The organism is Streptococcus oralis (genome assembly GCF_004127215.1).
Lineage (GTDB): Bacteria > Bacillota > Bacilli > Lactobacillales > Streptococcaceae > Streptococcus > Streptococcus oralis_BD.
In genome coordinates this window covers 149460-167500 of sequence record NZ_QEWJ01000001.1, presented here as the reverse complement: position 1 = coordinate 167500, position 18041 = coordinate 149460, and the positions used below count along the sequence as shown (strand labels likewise).

The following is an 18041-nucleotide window of genomic DNA, read 5'->3' as shown; positions in this document are numbered from 1 at the left end:
TTGGCAATTAACGCACAAGAAATCAGCGCTTTAATTAAGCAACAAATTGAAAATTTCAAACCCAATTTTGATGTGTCTGAAACAGGTGTTGTAACCTATATCGGGGACGGTATTGCTCGTGCTCACGGTCTTGAAAATGCCATGAGTGGAGAGTTGTTGATTTTTGAAAACGGCTCTTATGGTATGGCGCAAAACTTGGAGTCAACAGATGTTGGTATTATCATCCTAGGTGATTTTACAGATATCCGTGAAGGCGATACAATCCGCCGTACAGGTAAAATCATGGAAGTCCCTGTAGGTGAGAGTCTGATTGGTCGTGTTGTGGACCCACTCGGTCGTCCTGTTGACGGTCTTGGAGAAATCCACACGGATAAGACTCGTCCAGTAGAAGCGCCAGCTCCAGGCGTTATGCAACGTAAGTCTGTATCAGAACCATTGCAAACCGGTTTGAAAGCTATTGACGCCCTTGTACCGATTGGTCGTGGTCAACGTGAGTTGATTATCGGCGACCGTCAGACAGGGAAAACAACCATTGCGATTGATACAATCTTGAACCAAAAAGGTCAAGATATGATCTGTATCTATGTCGCGATTGGACAAAAAGAGTCAACCGTTCGTACGCAAGTTGAAACGCTACGTCAGTACGGCGCCTTGGACTATACCATCGTTGTGACAGCCTCTGCATCACAGCCTTCTCCATTGCTTTTCCTAGCTCCTTATGCTGGGGTTGCCATGGCGGAAGAATTTATGTACCAAGGTAAGCATGTTTTGATCGTTTATGATGATCTTTCCAAACAAGCGGTGGCTTATCGTGAACTGTCCCTCTTGCTTCGTCGTCCTCCAGGTCGTGAAGCCTTCCCAGGGGATGTTTTCTACCTACACAGCCGTTTGCTTGAGCGTTCAGCTAAAGTTTCTGATGAGCTTGGTGGTGGTTCAATCACAGCCCTACCATTTATCGAAACGCAAGCAGGAGATATCTCTGCCTATATTGCAACCAACGTAATTTCAATTACAGATGGGCAAATCTTCCTTGGAGATGGTCTCTTTAATGCAGGGATTCGTCCAGCTATTGATGCAGGATCATCTGTATCTCGTGTAGGTGGTTCCGCACAAATCAAAGCCATGAAAAAGGTTGCTGGTACACTTCGTATTGACCTAGCATCATATCGTGAGTTGGAAGCCTTCACTAAGTTTGGTTCTGACTTGGATGCAGCAACACAGGCTAAGTTGAACCGTGGACGTCGTACTGTAGAAGTATTGAAACAACCAGTTCACAAACCATTACCTGTTGAGAAACAAGTAACCATTCTTTACGCTTTGACACATGGTTTCTTGGATACTGTTCCAGTAGATGATATTGTTCGTTTTGAGGAGGAGTTTCATGCCTTCTTTGACGCTCACTATCCAGAGATTTTGGAAACCATTCGTGAAACAAAAGACTTGCCAGAAGAAGCAGTCTTGGATGCTGCGATTACCGAGTTTCTCAATCAATCCAGCTTCCAATAAGAATAGAGGTGTCAGATGGCAGTATCTCTAAATGATATTAAAACAAAAATCGCCTCAACTAAAAATACGAGTCAAATCACTAATGCTATGCAAATGGTGTCAGCGGCTAAGTTAGGCCGCTCTGAAGATGCGGCGCGCAACTTCCAGGTTTATGCTCAGAAGGTTCGTAAGCTTTTGACGGATATTCTACATGGCAATGGATCTGGTGGTTCAACCAATCCTATGTTGCTTAGTCGTCCAGTCAAAAAGACAGGCTATATTGTCATCACTTCAGACCGTGGTTTGGTTGGGGGTTACAATGCTTCCATCCTTAAAGCCGTGATGGAGTTGAAAGAAGAATACCATCCAGACGGTAAAGATTTTGAGATAATCTGTATCGGTGGAATGGGAGCTGATTTCTTTAAGGCTCGTGGTATTCAGCCGATCTATGAACTACGTGGATTGGCAGATCAACCTAGTTTTGATGAAGTTCGTAAAATTATTTCAAAAACGATTGAGATGTACCAAAACGAACTTTTTGATGAATTGTATGTCTGCTACAATCACCACGTTAATACGCTCACAAGTCAAATGCGTGTAGAGCAAATGCTTCCGATTGTAGACCTCGATCCAAACGAAGCAGACGAGGAGTATAGCTTGACCTTTGAGTTGGAAACAAGCCGAGATGAGATTCTAGAGCAGTTGTTGCCGCAGTATGCCGAAAGTATGATTTATGGGGCTATTATCGATGCCAAGACAGCTGAAAATGCCGCAGGTATGACAGCTATGCAGACAGCGACTGATAATGCCAAGAAAGTTATCAATGATTTGACAATCCAGTATAACCGTGCTAGACAGGCGGCGATTACACAAGAAATTACAGAAATCGTAGCGGGAGCTAGTGCCTTAGAATAAGGTTCTGCCCTGTACGTATCAAAATGAACTTAGGACCTAGGTAAACTAGGAACCGACAGTATCTTATATAGAATAGGAGAAGGAGATGAGTTCAGGTAAAATTGCTCAGGTTATTGGACCCGTTGTAGACGTCTTGTTTGCAGCAGGGGAAACACTTCCTGAGATTAACAATGCACTTGTCGTCTACAAGAATGACGAAAGAAAAACAAAAATCGTCCTTGAAGTAGCCTTGGAGTTGGGAGATGGTATGGTCCGTACGATCGCCATGGAATCAACTGATGGTTTGACTCGTGGAATGGAAGTTTTGGACACAGGTCGTCCAATCTCGGTTCCAGTAGGTAAAGAAACTTTGGGACGTGTCTTCAATGTTTTGGGAGATACCATTGACTTGGATGCTCCTTTTGCTGAAGACGCTGAGCGTCAGCCAATTCATAAAAAAGCTCCAACTTTTGATGAATTGTCTACCTCTTCTGAAATTCTTGAAACTGGGATTAAGGTTATCGACCTTCTTGCCCCTTACCTTAAAGGGGGGAAAGTTGGACTCTTTGGTGGTGCCGGAGTTGGTAAAACTGTCCTGATCCAAGAATTGATTCACAATATTGCCCAAGAACACGGTGGGATTTCAGTATTTACCGGTGTTGGGGAACGTACTCGTGAGGGGAACGACCTTTACTGGGAGATGAAAGAATCAGGAGTTATCGAGAAAACAGCCATGGTATTTGGTCAGATGAATGAACCACCGGGAGCACGTATGCGTGTTGCCCTTACTGGTTTGACAATCGCTGAATACTTCCGTGATGTAGAAGGCCAAGACGTACTTCTCTTTATCGACAACATCTTCCGTTTCACTCAGGCTGGTTCGGAGGTATCTGCCCTTTTGGGTCGTATGCCATCAGCCGTTGGTTACCAACCAACACTTGCTACGGAAATGGGGCAATTGCAAGAACGTATCACATCAACGAAGAAGGGCTCTGTAACCTCTATTCAGGCTATCTATGTGCCAGCGGATGACTATACTGACCCAGCGCCAGCAACAGCCTTCGCTCACTTGGATTCAACAACAAACTTGGAACGTAAGTTGGTACAGTTGGGTATCTACCCAGCCGTTGACCCATTGGCTTCAAGCTCTCGTGCCTTGGCGCCTGAGATTGTCGGAGAAGATCACTATGCAGTTGCTGCTGAAGTTAAACGTGTCCTTCAACGTTACCATGAATTGCAAGATATCATTGCTATCCTTGGTATGGATGAGCTTTCTGATGAAGAAAAGACCTTGGTTGCACGTGCCCGTCGTATCCAGTTCTTCTTGTCTCAAAACTTCAACGTTGCGGAGCAATTTACTGGCCAACCTGGTTCGTATGTACCAGTAGCAGAAACAGTTCGTGGCTTTAAGGAAATCCTTGAAGGAAAACATGACCAGCTACCAGAAGATGCCTTCCGTGGTGTCGGTTCAATCGAAGACGTCATTGCTAAGGCAGAGAAAATGGGATTTTAAGAGGTGATATATGGCTCAATTAACTGTCCAGATCGTGACGCCAGATGGCCTCGTCTATGATCACCATGCCAGCTTTGTATCGGTACGAACTCTGGATGGTGAGATGGGGATCTTGCCACGACATGAAAATATGATTGCGGTTTTAGCGGTTGATGAAGTAAAGGTAAAACGAATTGATGACGATACTCATGTGAACTGGATTGCAGTGAATGGAGGGATTATCGAGATTGCCAATGACATCATTACCATCGTAGCAGACTCGGCAGAGCGTGCTCGTGATATCGATATTAGTCGTGCAGAGCGTGCGAAACTTCGTGCTGAACGTGAAATTGAAGAAGCGCAAGATAAACACTTGATTGACCAAGAACGGCGAGCTAAGGTTGCTTTGCAACGTGCCATTAACCGTATCAATGTCGGAAATAAACTATAAAATAAAAATGAACTTGATTAAGCAAGTTCATTTTTATTTTACCTTAATTATTAAAGGTGATGCAAACGGCTTCGGGAACTCGGAAATCGTTAGAAAGTTCAGCTAATCGACCAGTTTCGGGATTACGTTTAAAGACGGTTGCGTTATCAGAATCTTGATGAACAGCAATGAGAAACTCTTGATCAGGAGTTAGGTCGAAATCGCGTGGCGTTTTACCATGACTTGGAACAATCTCTAATAATTCCAAACTACCATCAGCGAGGATTGTATAGACTGCAATGGAATCATGACCACGGTTGGATGCATAGAGGTAGTTGCCATCTTTTGAAAGACGAATGGCAGCAGTAGCATTGAAGCCTTTGTATCCATCTGGTAAGGTTGAAATGACTTGCATGCGTTCAAATTCACCAACACCATCATAAATCAAGACCTCAATAGTGCTATTAAGTTCGCAGATGAGATAGGCAATCTTATAGTGGTGGTGGAAAACGATGTGGCGAGCACCTGCTCCGGCTTGGCTGTGATAAGTGTAGAGTTTACTTAGTATTCCTTCTGGACTAACATCATAGGTTGTTACCTCATCTGTTCCTAAATCACATGTGACAAGGTACTGATCAGGTGTTAGATCCGTAAAGTGTACATGTGGGGAAGTTTGGTTTTCATGAGGACCTTGTCCACTATGCTGATCCAGATCTGTTTGGAAGAGGCTACCATCCGTTTGACGTTTATAAACCAGAACTTGCCCCTTATGATAATTGGCTCCGTAAACGAGACTACGCTTTTCATCCACTGCCACATAACAATGGGGAGCGCCTTCTTCAACTACATGATTTAGCAAAGTGCCATCTGTCTTGTATGCAGCGATGCCACCAAAGCCATCCTTGCTCCCTACGGTGTATAAGTGTTGCTGTTGGTCAAAGGCAAGGTAGGTCGGACTTGGTTCGGTAGCAAAAAGCTCAAGATTTGCAAGCTGGCCTGTTTCTGTATCAAAATCTGCCTTGTATATCCCTTTAGATGAGCGACGAGTATAAGTTCCAAAATAAATAGTTTCTTTCATGTCCATACCTCTTAATAATGATAAGTTCATTATACCACAAAATGACAGTCAGGCAGTGTCCATTTAGTCTATGTAAGCACTTTAATAAGAGTTATTTTAGATTAAAAATGGTATAATGAGAGAATGACAGAAAGGATGTATTTATGGAACATAAAGAGAAACATTTTAGCCTATCCTGGTTCTTTAAGTGGTTTTTAGATAACAAAGCTATCACCGTATTTTTAGTAACCTTGTTACTGGGGCTAAACATTTTCATTCTAAGTAAGATTAGTTTTATCTTTTTACCCGTTTTAGACTTTTTAGGGGTTGTTATGTTGCCAGTTATTTTATCTGGTTTACTTTATTACCTCCTCAATCCGATTGTTGACTGGATGGAGAAGCACAAGATCAATCGTGTTCTTGCTATCAGTATTGTTTTTATCATCATTGGACTTTTTATCATTTGGGGGCTGGCAGTCGCTATTCCAAATCTCCAACGTCAGATCTTAAACTTTGCAAAGAATGTACCGACTTATCTTAAGGATGCTGATAAGGTTATCAATGACCTTGTAACCAAACGCTTGCCAGATGATTTTAGACCGCAGTTGGAGCAAGTTCTTGCCAATGTTTCTAGTGAGGCGACGATGTGGGCCAGCAAAATCTCTTCTCAAGCAGTTAACTGGGTCAGCGCCTTTATCAGTAGCGTTTCTCAGGTCATTGTGGCGATTATCATTGTTCCATTCATGCTCTTTTATCTTTTGAGAGATGGGAAAGGCTTGCGGGATTACCTCACTAAATTCATCCCAAACAAGTTAAAAGAACCAGTCGGACAAGTTTTGTCAGATGTTAATAAACAGTTGTCAAACTACGTTAGAGGACAGGTTACAGTTGCTATTATTGTAGCGATTATGTTTATTATCTTCTTTAAGATTATTGGTCTCAGATATGCTGTGACTCTAGGTATCACGGCTGGTATCCTCAATCTAGTACCTTATCTAGGAAGTTTTCTAGCGATGTTGCCTGCTCTTGTTTTGGGCTTGATTGCAGGACCTGTTATGCTTTTGAAAGTAATTATTGTCTTTATTGTTGAACAAACGATTGAAGGACGTTTCGTATCTCCGCTTATTTTAGGTAGTCAGCTCAATATTCATCCCATCAATGTCCTCTTTGTTCTCCTGACTTCAGGTTCTATGTTTGGTATTTGGGGAGTCTTACTGGGAATCCCTGTCTATGCCTCCGCTAAGGTGGTTATTTCTGCTATCTTTAACTGGTACAAAAAGATCAGTGGTTTGTATGAAGAAGAAGGGGAGGAAATCAAGAGTGAACAATAGTCAACGCATGCTCCAGGCTTTGGATGAACAAGATCTAAACAAAGCAGATCAGTATTTTCATAAGGCACTTGAAACTGATTCGACCGAAGCTCTTTACGAACTAGCAAATTATCTTGAGGGAATTGGCTTTTATCCTCAAGCAAAAGAAATTTACCAAAAAATCGTTACAGAATTTCCAGAAGTGAATCTGAACTTAGCAAGCATTGCTAGCGAGGATGGCAATGTTGAGGAAGCTTTTGTCTATTTAGAAGAAATCACACCTGAAAGTGACTGGTATGTATCGGCTTTGGCTTTGAAGGCCGACCTCTATCAGTTGGAGGGTTTGACAGATGTAGCGCGTGAAAAGTTACTGGAAGCCTTAAACTACTCAGATGATCCCTTATTAGTTTTTGGTTTAGCTGAGTTGGATAGTGAGTTAGGAAATTATCAGGAAGCCATTCAAGGCTACGCTCAGTTGGATAATCGCTCCATCTATGAGCAAACAGGTGTCTCGACTTATCAACGAATTGGCTACGCTTATGCCCAGTTAGGCAAGTTTGAATCTGCAACGGAATTCCTAGAAAAAGCCTTAGAACTAGAATACGATGACCAAACTGCTTTTGAGTTGGCCAGTCTATACTTTGACCAAGAAGAGTATCAAAAATCTGTTCTTTACTTTAAGCAGATTGACACTATTTCACCTGAATTTGAAGGATATGAGTACGGCTATAGTCAAGCCTTGCACAAGGAACATCAGGTAGAAGAGGCCCTTCGTATCGCTAAACAAGGTTTGGAGAAAAATCCATTTGAAACTCGTCTTTTGTTAGCGGCCTCTCAGTTTTCTTATGAATTGCATGATGCTAAGGCAGCGGAGGACTTTCTCCTTACTGCCAAAGAAGATGCAGAAGACCTCGAGGAGATTTTCCTTCGCCTTGCGACCATTTATATGGAACAAGAACGATTTGAGGATATTATTGCTCTTCAAAGTCAAGAACCTGAAAATCTCCTGACCAAGTGGATGATTGCTCGTTCTTACCAGGAAATCGAAGATTTAGATAAGGCTCATGAACGCTATCAAGAACTGTCGTCTGACCTTAAGGACAACCCAGAGTTTCTGGAGCAATATACTTATCTCTTGCGGGAATTGGGGTATTTCGAAGAAGCTAAGAAGCAAGCAGAAGCATATTTAAAACTGATTCCAGATGATATTCAGATGCAAGAACTGCTAGAAACACTTTAAAAATATTCTATAAAGCGAAACTGTATCTCATTATTTTTGATAGATACGGTTTTTACTTTTAAAAAGAAATAGAATTTTTTTACAAAAAAAACTCCTTGATAAATTGTTTATTTATGCTATAATAGGAATAATTATTTTCAGGAGGTGTAGTATGTCTTATATATTCGAGATTTTACCAAGTTTATTGAACGGTGCAAGTATGACTCTCCAAGTCTTTGCTCTGGTCTTAATCTTTTCTATTCCTTTAGGGATTGTCATTGCCTTTGCTTTGCAAGTTCATTGGAAACCCCTCCATCATTTGATTAATCTTTATATATGGGTGATGCGAGGAACTCCCTTGCTCTTGCAATTAATCTTTATCTACTATGTTCTCCCTAGCATTGGCATTCGTTTAGATCGCCTTCCTGCGGCTGTTATCGCCTTTGTGCTCAACTATGCTGCCTACTTTGCAGAAATCTTTCGTGGCGGAATTGAAACTATACCACGAGGACAGTACGAAGCTGCAAAAGTGTTAAAATTTAGCTCATTTGATACAGTTCGCTATATCATTCTTCCTCAGGTGACAAAGATTGTCTTACCGAGTGTCTTTAATGAAATTATGAGTTTGGTCAAGGATACTTCTTTGGTCTATGCCCTTGGGATTTCAGATTTGATTTTAGCAAGTCGGACAGCAGCCAATCGAGATGCCAGTCTTGTTCCAATGTTTTTAGCTGGAGCGATTTATTTGATTATGATTGGTCTTGTAACCATTGTAGCGAAGAAACTTGAGAAGAAGTACAGTTATTACAGATAGGAGGATTGCTATGTTAGAATTACGAAACATTAATAAAGCCTTTGGTGGCAAACAAATCTTAACCAATTTCAGCCTATCAATTCCTGAAAAGCAAATCCTCGCAATCGTAGGTCCATCAGGAGGTGGAAAAACTACCTTATTACGTATGCTGGCTGGACTGGAGACCATTGATTCTGGAGAGATTTACTATAATGGCGAATCTCTAGCTATAGACGAACTAGAAAAGCGTAATCTACTAGGATTCGTTTTCCAAGACTTTCAACTCTTTCCGCATTTGTCAGTTCTAGAAAACCTAACCTTGTCACCTATTAAAACCATGGATATGGATAAGGAAGCTGCTGAGAAGAAGGCGCGTGCTTTGTTAGAACAACTTGGATTAGCAGGACATGCTGATGCCTTTCCGTTTTCCTTATCTGGTGGACAAAAACAGCGTGTCGCCTTAGCGCGTGCCATGATGATTGACCCAGAAATTATCGGTTATGATGAGCCTACATCAGCCTTAGATCCCGAGTTACGATTAGAAGTGGAAAAACTCATCCTTCAAAATAAAGAGCGTGGCATGACCCAGATTGTTGTGACGCACGACCTTCAGTTTGCTGAAAACATTGCTGATCAGATCCTTAAGGTTGAGCCAAAGTAGGAGGTGCCTATGAAGAGAAAGAAAATTGCCCTAGTACTTGCTCTGTTCTTCAGCTTCTTCCTGGTTGCTTGTACGCAAAAGGTCAGTGATCCGAAGCAGGATAATTGGTCCAAATATCAAGAACAGGGCAGCATTACCATTGGATTTGACAATACCTTTGTACCCATGGGATTTGAAGAAAAGAATGGTCAATATGCAGGTTTTGATATTGACCTAGCCCAAGCTGTTTCTGAAAAGCTTGGAATTCAGATTAAATTTCAACCCATCGACTGGGATATGAAAGAAACCGAACTACAAAATGGTACCATTGATGCCATCTGGAATGGTTATTCTGCGACAGATGAACGGAGAGAGAAGGTTGCCTTTACCATTCCTTATATGGAAAATCAACAAGTTTTAGTTTCTAAAAAATCTCAGAACATCCAGTCAATCAAAGATATGAATAACAAGGTTTTGGGAGCTCAGGCTGGATCTTCTGGCTATTTGGACTTTGAAGCGCAGTCAAATTTGCTAAAAAATCAGGTAAAAGATCAGAAGGCCAATCAATACCAAAGTTTCAACGAAGCTTTGATTGATTTGAAAAATGATCGGATTGATGTCTTGTTGATTGATCGTGTCTATGCTAATTACTACCTCCAGTTTGAAGGGATATTAAATGACTACAATGTCTTTTCAGCTGGATTTGAAAGTGAATCTTTTGCAGTGGGTGTTAGACCTGCTGATAAAACTTTGTTAGCTACTTTGAACCAAGCCTTTGTTGAACTATACAAAGAAGGAAAGTTCCAAGAAATCAGCCAAAAATGGTTTGGAGAAGATGTAGCGACCAAAGAAGTGAAAAGTAGAGACTGAGTTTTAACTGCATCCTAAAAATTAGACACGAAAAATCTAACTTTTAGGGTGTTTTATTATGTAACTATTAGTCCAATTCTTGAGAGTCATTACAATATTGTTCTCTTTTTATTTATAGTATAGTGTAGGAGAAGAATTAAATGTAATGTTTTGCTTAATTATCATTAGTTAAAATATTTAACAAAGCTCTAGACTGATGTTCAATATCTGGATAGACAAAGCCTTCGGTAATTCCAAGCAGTTCTAATTCTCTACGAATTTCCTTTTTATTAGCAGGATCAATTTTAATAACAGAAAATGAAATATAGTCCTTTGAGGAAGATGTTTTTGGAGTAAATAGAGTTACGGCTAGTTTATCTATTGATTTAGAGATTTCTTGTTTGATTGTTTCGTGTTCTTTATTTGAAGTGTTTACAAATCGTGGGTAAATAAATGCTCCTTGTTGTTGTCGGATTCTATCAGTTGCCTTTGATGGAATGACGATATGGGATCTTTGCAAATCGTTATATATTTTAAAAGGGAAGTTCAATCTTTCTCTAACCTTAGCTCTTTGATTTAATAGTTCCATAAATTCTCTTATTGATTCAGAGTAGCCTGTTGTGAGTAAACCAATATCTTTGAGACTATCTGTAGTATAAAGTTCAAAATCTTCAAGTTGTTTACTATTAACTTTTTTAAAATATTCAATGGCAGTAAAAAAATTATTAATAATATTTTGAGGCATGAAGTTTAGTGCAGATTTAATGGCTATAGTGTGGCCTGTGTCAAATTTTTCATTGAGTCTATCGGAATAAATATAAACATAACCAGGTTTATCATCATCTTTTTCAACAGCGAAGTATAGAGCAATTAATGGATTTTTTGTGATATCAAGCATTCTTGTTTTGGCACCATAATGTTGTAATTCAGAAATCAGCCTTACTAATGAGGTGTTCTCTTGATAATCATTTCTTCCTAGTTCGTTGAGAAGCACTCTGTAGTAGTATTCACTTCCATTATTTGTTAAGTTTTTTTGAAGATAAAGAGAAGGGGTACGAAATTCATAGTAGGAACTTTCTCCTCTGAAATATAAATTGTGTTTTTTATTTAAGTTATTTTTATAGTTATTAAATTCAATATGCTCATAATTAAATAAATCTCTTAGTATAGTATTAACACTTTTACGTGTAATAGTATTTTTTGTTTCTTTTAAACTATTCATATTCTAAAATCTTTCTAATGATATTTGTCCCATCATATTAGGAGCTTATATTAATATTATACCATAACTGATTATCTTTATTCAATCAATAAAGAAATGACATAATGCTTTTGGAAATATTGTCATACTTATTTTTTCGGAAAATAGAAATCGTTTGATAACTAATAACAGCTTTTCCATACTCTAATCGCAACCGACCTTCTATTTCTTCAGGAGACCATTGGCAATCGAGAAATAGATGTTTGATGGTATTGCTTAAATGATAATCTATTTCAAGTATCTGTTTCCGCCCACAGTGTGATTTAGCAATACGATAAGATTCCTGTACATGACTTGGAGAATAACTCCCTGATTCTGTATGTCGCTTCCATTCCCGACTAATGCTGGAAGGATGACGATGAAGTAATTTTCCGATTTGAGAAAAGTTTAGTCCTTTTGTACGGTAAATCAGAATACTTTCGCGCTCATCTACGGTAAAATGATGGTAGCTCATAAAAGATTTCCTTTCGTAACTAGTTCATTCAATTCCATTTTACTAGAAAATCTTATGAGTTTTTTTATTGTGCACTTATATTGTATGTTCAAGTATCAAAAAATCCTCTGGCAAGTACCAGAGGATAAGAGTTTATTTCATTGTTGGGAAGAGCAATACATCACGGATAGTAGTTGTATCAGTGAGGAGCATGCAGAGACGGTCGATACCAATCCCCAAACCACCTGTTGGTGGCATACCATATTCAAGAGCCTCAATGTAGTCGTAGTCGATACCTGTTGCTTCATCATCCCCAAGTTCTTTGGCTTTCGCTTGGGCTTCAAAACGGCTAAGCTGATCGATTGGGTCGTTCAACTCAGTAAAGGCATTACCGTATTCCTTGGTCATGATGAAGAGTTCAAAACGGTCTGTAAAGCGTTTGTCTTCAGGATTTTTCTTAGCGAGTGGAGAGACAGCTACTGGATGTCCGTAGACAAAGGTTGGTTGGATTAAGGTTTCTTCAACAAATTCTTCAAAGAAAGCGTTGATGATGTGACCAACTTCAGTGTAGTGTTTCTCAACTGGAACTTTCTTCTCAACAGCTATAGCTTTAGCTTCCTCGAAAGTCATGTCTTGCCAGAAATCTACACCAGTAATTTCTTTGATAGCATCCACCATGTGAACGCGTTTAAATGGTTCGTTGATTTTGATTTCAGTTCCTTGATAGTTTACTGGACCATCACCCTTAACTGCCTTAGCAGCGTGTTGGATAATACCTTCCGTCAAGTCCATAATATCTTGGAAATCTGCATAAGCTTGGTAAACTTCGATTGAAGTGAATTCAGGGTTATGAGTAGCATCCATTCCTTCGTTACGGAAGATACGGCCAATTTCATAAACACGTTCCATACCACCAACGATAAGGCGTTTCAAGTGAAGCTCAGTCGCGATGCGAAGCACCATGTCAATGTTTTGGGCATTGTGGTGAGTGATAAATGGACGAGCAGCAGCACCACCGGCTTCATTATGAAGAACAGGTGTTTCTACTTCAAGGAAACCTTTTTGATCAAGATAACGACGGATTTCTGAGATGATTTTTGAACGAGTGACAAAGCGCTCAAAGCTTTCACGGTTAGAAATCAAGTCAAGGTAACGTTTACGGTAAATGGTTTCAACGTCAGTCAAACCGTGGAATTTCTCTGGAAGCGGGCGAAGTGCTTTAGACAAGTGAGTGATATGTGTTGCCTTGATAGAGAGCTCTCCCATATCTGTACGCATGACTTCACCTTCGACACCAAGGAAGTCACCAAGGTCAGCCTTTTTGAAGATTTCGTAGTTTTCTTCACCGACTTCATCTTTACGAACGTAAATCTGAATTTGACCTTCGCGGTCTTGAAGATGGGCAAAGCCGACTTTCCCTTTACCACGTTTAGTTACTAAGCGTCCAGCGATAGTAGCAGTTTCGTTTAATTCATGTAATTGTTCTTTATCGAGTTCTGCGAATTTGTCTTTTAGTTCTTGAGAGTTAGCAGTACGTTCAAAACGTTTTCCGAAGGGATCGATTCCTTGTTCACGGAGCGCAGCCATTTTTTCACGGCGAACGATCTGCTGGTCATTTAGTTCTTCCATATGTTCTGTAGACATGGGTTCCTCCTAATTTTACTCAAAATTTGATACGATGAGTCATTTTTTGCGATACTCCCATTTTATCATAAATAGCAGAGAAATTCACGGATATTCTTTGAAAACTAAAAAGAACTTGTCTATTAAGATCAAGTTCCATTATTTTTCTTGATAGGAAGTGTCATTCCATCTTTCCAGAGTGAAGGTTTCAAAATCATCGGTCTCTAAAACTGTCAGACTAGCATTGGCCAAGCCTCCTTCTTTACGGAGGTGAGCCTCTTTATAGCCTAAGAGTGTACGCAGGCTAGCAGTGAGATTTGCCCCATGACCAACGATCAGAATGTTTTCAGCCGGACTTTCTTTCAGAGATTTGATAAACTGAATGGTTCGCTGAGTCGTAGAGTAGAGAGATTCGGCTTCAAACATCCTCGTATCAAACTGAGCCAGATTAGAGCGAAAGGCCTTGATTTGTTGTGGGTAGATGGCATTAAGCGTAGCAATTTTTAATCCCTCTAGTTTGCCAAGTTGCCATTCACGTAGGTCAGGAATTCTCTTTAAAGGACAAGGGGGCTGGAGTTGACTTTGGATAATTTCAGCAGATTTAACTGCTCTGGGTAAATCACTAGAATAAATCGTATCAAAAGGAATTTCCTTGAGATACTGCCCCAGTTGTTTTAAAACGTCAATGGACTCTGGAAGAAGAGGAGAGTCGCCGCTAGCACCTTGAAAACGTCCTTCAAGATTCCAGACAGTCCGACCATGACGGACAAAATAGAGTTTCATCAGTTGTTTTCCTCCAAGATGTCAGCAAAGTCCGCTTTTACAAAGCTGGCTAAGTCTTGAGGTCGGATGATGATACTATGCCCGACTTCTCCAGCAGAGACAATCATTTTGTCTAAATCCAAAGCAGTCTGATCAATAAAAATAGGATAATTGTGTTTTTGGCGAATGCCGACGGGGTTATTAGCCCCATGAATATAGCCTGTCGTTTTTTCCAGATCTTTTTGTGGAATCATGCTGACTTTTTTATTACCAGAAACCTTTGCTAGTTTTTTCTCAGCGAGGTGTTCTGTTATGGGAACGATTCCGATGATTGGCCCCGTCTTATCACCCAGCAGAGCCAAGGTTTTAAAGATATGTGTTCGATCATATTCCGAAGGAAGTTCACCCTCAAGCGCGTTGATCTGAATACCAGTATGGTCAATACCCGCCTTGGTCAAGATTTGCTCGACCAAGGTTTTTTTAATCTTGACTTTTTTTGCCATTATTTATACTTATCCTCCAATTGACTCATCCAGATACCAAGCCAAATTCCAAGCGCAAAGAAGAAGGCGATGAGAACATAACTCACGATAGAAAGTCCAGTGTATTGGATACTTTCAGCATTTCCAGCATTTGGAATCAAAATTAAGAGAGTGCTCGACAGCACAATCCCAATGATAAAGTGATAAACACGGGAGTGGTAGTTGTTCAAGGCATAATCCATCAATTTTGAAAAAATAATGAGGGTTGCTCCTGCACCAATGCCGATAGGAAGGAAGGTGCCAAATAAATCAAAGGTTTTAAAACCAGTCAACATAGGAGCGTACAGTCCCAAAATCAAGAGGAGATTTGACGGACTTAAACCAGGAACCAAGACACCCAGAGCTAAAAGAGCACCTGCCAAGATGAAGTTTGCAAAACTAGCACTGAGTGATCCTACGACAAAATTGAGAGCGTAAAGCCCCAGCCCAGAAATGATAAAGGTAGCCCAGAACCAGACTAGGTCAATCTTGTCCCGATCAGATTCTCGAGTAGATTCTTTAAGGAGGCTAGGAACTGTACCGATGATAGCTCCAGCAAAGCTCCATAAAACATAGACTTGGTAATTTTCTAGCAAATACTCGATTGGATACGAAAATAGCCCAATACCTAGTAGCATCCCGATAGCTACTGGGATAAAGTAAAGGACATTTGATTTAAAATCCTTAAAAGGATGAGCTAGAAAAGCAATCATTCGCTCGTAGATACCCAATATTGCAGCCAGAACTCCTCCAGAAATCCCGGGCAAGATAAATCCTAGGGCGATGACGATTCCTTTAATAACTCGTGCAATCCATGAAAACATAATAAAATCCTCAATTTCATAAAATTCTTCTCTATGCTATCAATTATAACACAGACGGGGAGAAAATGAAAAAACAAGTGAAAAAGTTTGTTATTTTCACTTGTCTTATGGTCTCAAAAATAGTTTTCTGAAGGTTTCTTCCTTCTCTTTAGCAGTGGAAATCAAATTGATGTCCAAATGATGTTCAAATCCAGCAATTCTTCCTTTAGATGTGTACTGGTGGAGATCGTAGTCCAGATCAGTATTTGGCTTAGTTTCAAAATAACCAGAGTCAGTTCCATAGGAAGGAATCCAAATAGCAGTAAACTTATCTGTATTGATACTATGTTCCTGCATAAAGTAAACCCCAATGTAGATGCCGATGTTTTTAGCACCTAAAGATTCCAGTTTAGCACGAAAGGCTTCAACACCTTCATTCATATCAGACATTGTTTTTTCTTCAACGTCCAACCAGTAGTAGCTAGGATTGTAGGGAGAAGCAGCATTATAGAAGACTTCAGCAGCCTTTTCCATATCTTCTTTACTTTTTCCAGCTACGTAAGCATAAACACCCACAGGGACATTGCGTTTTTGAAATTCTGCTATGTGATTTTGATAGGCTTTATCTACACCATTGATAAAGGCAGCATTATTTGTTTCAGTATGCTGAGCCCCATTGTGCACGCGAACGATAACACCAGAAATGTTTTGAGATAAGGTGTCGTAGTTGATCTCCTCAGGCCTTTGCCAACCAGAGACGTCGATAATGGGTTTGTCAAGATTATGCAAGGCTTGTGTTTCAACTTGAAGAGTATTTGGCTTAGTTTTGATAGGATGGTCCTCAAAACTTGGTTTGTTGAGGAGTAAAATCGCTATGAAAATTCCAAATAAACTAAAAATAATAGCAGGATGAATCTGTTTTCTCATACCTATTTAGTTTATCGTAAAATCTAAAAAAAATCAAAGAAAACACTTGAGAAACGAGGGATAGCAGGATGTCTTACTGCTTTTTCCTATTTGATTACTCCTCACAACTTAAATTATGGTATAATATAAGGGAATTTCTAGAGAAAAGAGAATAGTATGTCAAATTATGCCATTATTTTAGCAGCGGGTAAAGGTACTCGCATGAAATCAGATCTTCCAAAAGTACTTCATAAAGTAGCAGGAATTTCAATGTTGGAACACGTTTTTCGTAGTGTTGGTGCTATTCAGCCTGAAAAGACAGTTACTGTAGTGGGACACAAGGCTGAGCTAGTTGAGCAAGTCTTGGCTGGACAGACAGACTTTGTTACCCAGTCAGAACAGTTAGGAACTGGTCATGCTGTCATGATGGCAGAGCCAATCTTAGAAGGCCTGACAGGTCACACCTTGGTTATCGCTGGTGATACACCTCTGATTACAGGTGAAAGCTTAAAAAATCTCTTGGATTTCCATATCAATCACAAGAATGTTGCGACTATCCTGACAGCTGAAGCGGCAAATCCTTTTGGATACGGTCGAATTGTCCGCAACGATAATGCGGAAGTTCTTCGTATTGTTGAGCAAAAAGATGCCTCGGATTTTGAAAAACAAATCAAGGAAATCAATACAGGAACTTACGTTTTTGATAACCAACGTCTTTTTGAAGCCCTTAAAAATATCAACACCAACAATGCTCAGGGAGAATACTATATTACAGATGTGATTGGGATTTTCCGTGAAGCTGGTGAGAAGGTTGGTGCCTATACTCTGAAAGACTTTGATGAAAGTCTTGGGGTAAATGACCGTGTAGCTCTTGCGACTGCAGAAGCAGTGATGCGTCACCGTATCAATCAAAAGCACATGGTTAATGGTGTTAGCTTTGTTAATCCAGAAGCAACTTATATTGACATTGATGTCGAGATTGCTCCTGAAGTTCAAATCGAAGCTAACGTTACCTTGAAAGGTCAAACGAAGATTGGGGCAGAGACTGTTTTAACAAATGGAACTTATATTGTGGATAGTACTATTGGAGCTGGTGCCGTGATTACGAATTCTATGATTGAGAAAAGTAGTGTTGCGGACGGAGTGACTGTTGGTCCTTATGCCCATATCCGTCCAGGTTCAAGTCTAGCTTCCCAAGTTCATATTGGAAACTTCGTAGAAGTAAAAGGATCTTCTATTGGTGAAAATACCAAGGCTGGTCATTTGACCTATATCGGAAACTGTGAAGTGGGTAGCCATGTTAACTTTGGCGCAGGTACGATTACAGTAAACTATGACGGGAAAAACAAGCACAAGACTATCATTGGCAACAATGTCTTTGTTGGATCAAACTCAACCATCATCGCCCCTGTAGAACTTGGGGATAATTCTCTCGTTGGTGCTGGTTCAACCATTACTAAGAATGTTCCTGCTGATGCCATTGCGATTGGTCGTGGACGACAAGTAAACAAAGATGAGTACGCAACACGATTGCCTCATCATCCGAAGAACCAGTAGGAGTCG

General features: G+C 40.2%; 17 protein-coding genes and 1 pseudogene. 10 read left to right on the top strand and 8 right to left on the bottom strand.

The window, feature by feature from the left end:
• The 4 genes from atpA to DF216_RS00785 all read left to right on the top strand — a co-directional run bounded on the left by atpA (window position 1) and on the right by DF216_RS00785 (window position 4322).
• A complete protein-coding gene (gene atpA, locus DF216_RS00800) occupies window positions 1-1506 on the top strand; it encodes a F0F1 ATP synthase subunit alpha (protein ID WP_129325632.1) in 1506 nt (501 codons plus the stop codon).
• Window positions 1507-1521: 15 nt separating this feature from the next.
• Window positions 1522-2400, top strand: coding sequence for a F0F1 ATP synthase subunit gamma (locus tag DF216_RS00795; protein ID WP_129325631.1), 879 nt, complete (start codon window positions 1522-1524; stop codon window positions 2398-2400).
• A gap of 85 nt (window positions 2401-2485) precedes the next feature.
• The gene (gene atpD, locus DF216_RS00790; protein ID WP_129325630.1) at window positions 2486-3892 is read left to right on the top strand and encodes a F0F1 ATP synthase subunit beta; all 1407 of its coding nucleotides are present in this window, start codon (window positions 2486-2488) and stop codon (window positions 3890-3892) included.
• A gap of 10 nt (window positions 3893-3902) precedes the next feature.
• Window positions 3903-4322, top strand: coding sequence for a F0F1 ATP synthase subunit epsilon (locus tag DF216_RS00785; protein WP_061453553.1), 420 nt, complete (start codon window positions 3903-3905; stop codon window positions 4320-4322).
• 43 nt (window positions 4323-4365) lie between these two features.
• Here DF216_RS00785 and DF216_RS00780 read toward each other — a convergent pair whose 3' ends face one another.
• Window positions 4366-5379: a lactonase family protein gene (locus DF216_RS00780; protein WP_129325629.1), complete on the bottom strand. Its 1014-nt coding sequence runs from the start codon at window positions 5377-5379 to the stop codon at window positions 4366-4368.
• 143 nt (window positions 5380-5522) lie between these two features.
• Between DF216_RS00780 and DF216_RS00775 the strand changes: the two genes are divergently transcribed.
• From DF216_RS00775 to DF216_RS00755, 5 genes are all read left to right on the top strand, one after another.
• Window positions 5523-6689, top strand: coding sequence for an AI-2E family transporter (locus tag DF216_RS00775; protein WP_061453555.1), 1167 nt, complete (start codon window positions 5523-5525; stop codon window positions 6687-6689).
• The gene (locus DF216_RS00770) at window positions 6679-7908 is read left to right on the top strand and encodes a tetratricopeptide repeat protein (protein WP_164978977.1); all 1230 of its coding nucleotides are present in this window, start codon (window positions 6679-6681) and stop codon (window positions 7906-7908) included. The genes DF216_RS00775 and DF216_RS00770 overlap by 11 nt, the downstream gene beginning before the upstream one ends.
• Before the next feature lie 151 nt (window positions 7909-8059).
• The gene (locus tag DF216_RS00765) at window positions 8060-8701 is read left to right on the top strand and encodes an amino acid ABC transporter permease (protein WP_061453557.1); all 642 of its coding nucleotides are present in this window, start codon (window positions 8060-8062) and stop codon (window positions 8699-8701) included.
• A gap of 10 nt (window positions 8702-8711) precedes the next feature.
• Window positions 8712-9341 carry an amino acid ABC transporter ATP-binding protein gene (locus DF216_RS00760; RefSeq protein ID WP_129325628.1) on the top strand — a complete coding sequence of 210 codons (630 nt, stop codon included), beginning with the start codon at window positions 8712-8714 and terminating at the stop codon, window positions 9339-9341.
• 9 nt (window positions 9342-9350) lie between these two features.
• Entirely contained in the window at window positions 9351-10190 is an 840-nt protein-coding gene (locus DF216_RS00755) for an amino acid ABC transporter substrate-binding protein (RefSeq protein WP_129325627.1), read from the top strand.
• Between the two features lie 154 nt (window positions 10191-10344).
• Here the strand turns inward: DF216_RS00755 and DF216_RS00750 are convergent, their stop codons facing one another.
• The 7 genes and pseudogenes from DF216_RS00750 to DF216_RS00720 all read right to left on the bottom strand — a co-directional run bounded on the left by DF216_RS00750 (window position 10345) and on the right by DF216_RS00720 (window position 16499).
• On the bottom strand, window positions 10345-11391 hold the full coding sequence (locus tag DF216_RS00750) for an FRG domain-containing protein (RefSeq protein WP_129325626.1): 1047 nt from the start codon (window positions 11389-11391) through the stop codon (window positions 10345-10347).
• A gap of 118 nt (window positions 11392-11509) precedes the next feature.
• Window positions 11510-11884: pseudogene (locus DF216_RS00745) on the bottom strand (transposase); the annotation flags it as partial.
• Window positions 11885-12016: 132 nt separating this feature from the next.
• Window positions 12017-13507, bottom strand: coding sequence for a lysine--tRNA ligase (gene lysS, locus DF216_RS00740; RefSeq protein ID WP_129325625.1), 1491 nt, complete (start codon window positions 13505-13507; stop codon window positions 12017-12019).
• 138 nt (window positions 13508-13645) lie between these two features.
• Window positions 13646-14269: a histidine phosphatase family protein gene (locus tag DF216_RS00735; protein WP_125838676.1), complete on the bottom strand. Its 624-nt coding sequence runs from the start codon at window positions 14267-14269 to the stop codon at window positions 13646-13648.
• Window positions 14269-14751, bottom strand: coding sequence for an aminoacyl-tRNA deacylase (locus DF216_RS00730; protein WP_049479415.1), 483 nt, complete (start codon window positions 14749-14751; stop codon window positions 14269-14271). Before DF216_RS00730 ends, DF216_RS00735 begins: the two co-directional genes overlap by 1 nt.
• Window positions 14751-15593, bottom strand: coding sequence for a DUF368 domain-containing protein (locus tag DF216_RS00725; RefSeq protein ID WP_129325624.1), 843 nt, complete (start codon window positions 15591-15593; stop codon window positions 14751-14753). The genes DF216_RS00730 and DF216_RS00725 overlap by 1 nt, the downstream gene beginning before the upstream one ends.
• 105 nt (window positions 15594-15698) lie before the next feature.
• Complete coding sequence (locus DF216_RS00720; RefSeq protein ID WP_084972302.1) at window positions 15699-16499, bottom strand: glycoside hydrolase family 25 protein; 801 nt, start codon at window positions 16497-16499, stop codon at window positions 15699-15701.
• Between the two features lie 156 nt (window positions 16500-16655).
• On the opposite strand from DF216_RS00720, the gene glmU reads away from it, so the two are divergent.
• Window positions 16656-18035: a bifunctional UDP-N-acetylglucosamine diphosphorylase/glucosamine-1-phosphate N-acetyltransferase GlmU gene (gene glmU / locus DF216_RS00715; protein WP_129325623.1), complete on the top strand. Its 1380-nt coding sequence runs from the start codon at window positions 16656-16658 to the stop codon at window positions 18033-18035.
• Window positions 18036-18041: the final 6 nt, after the last annotated feature.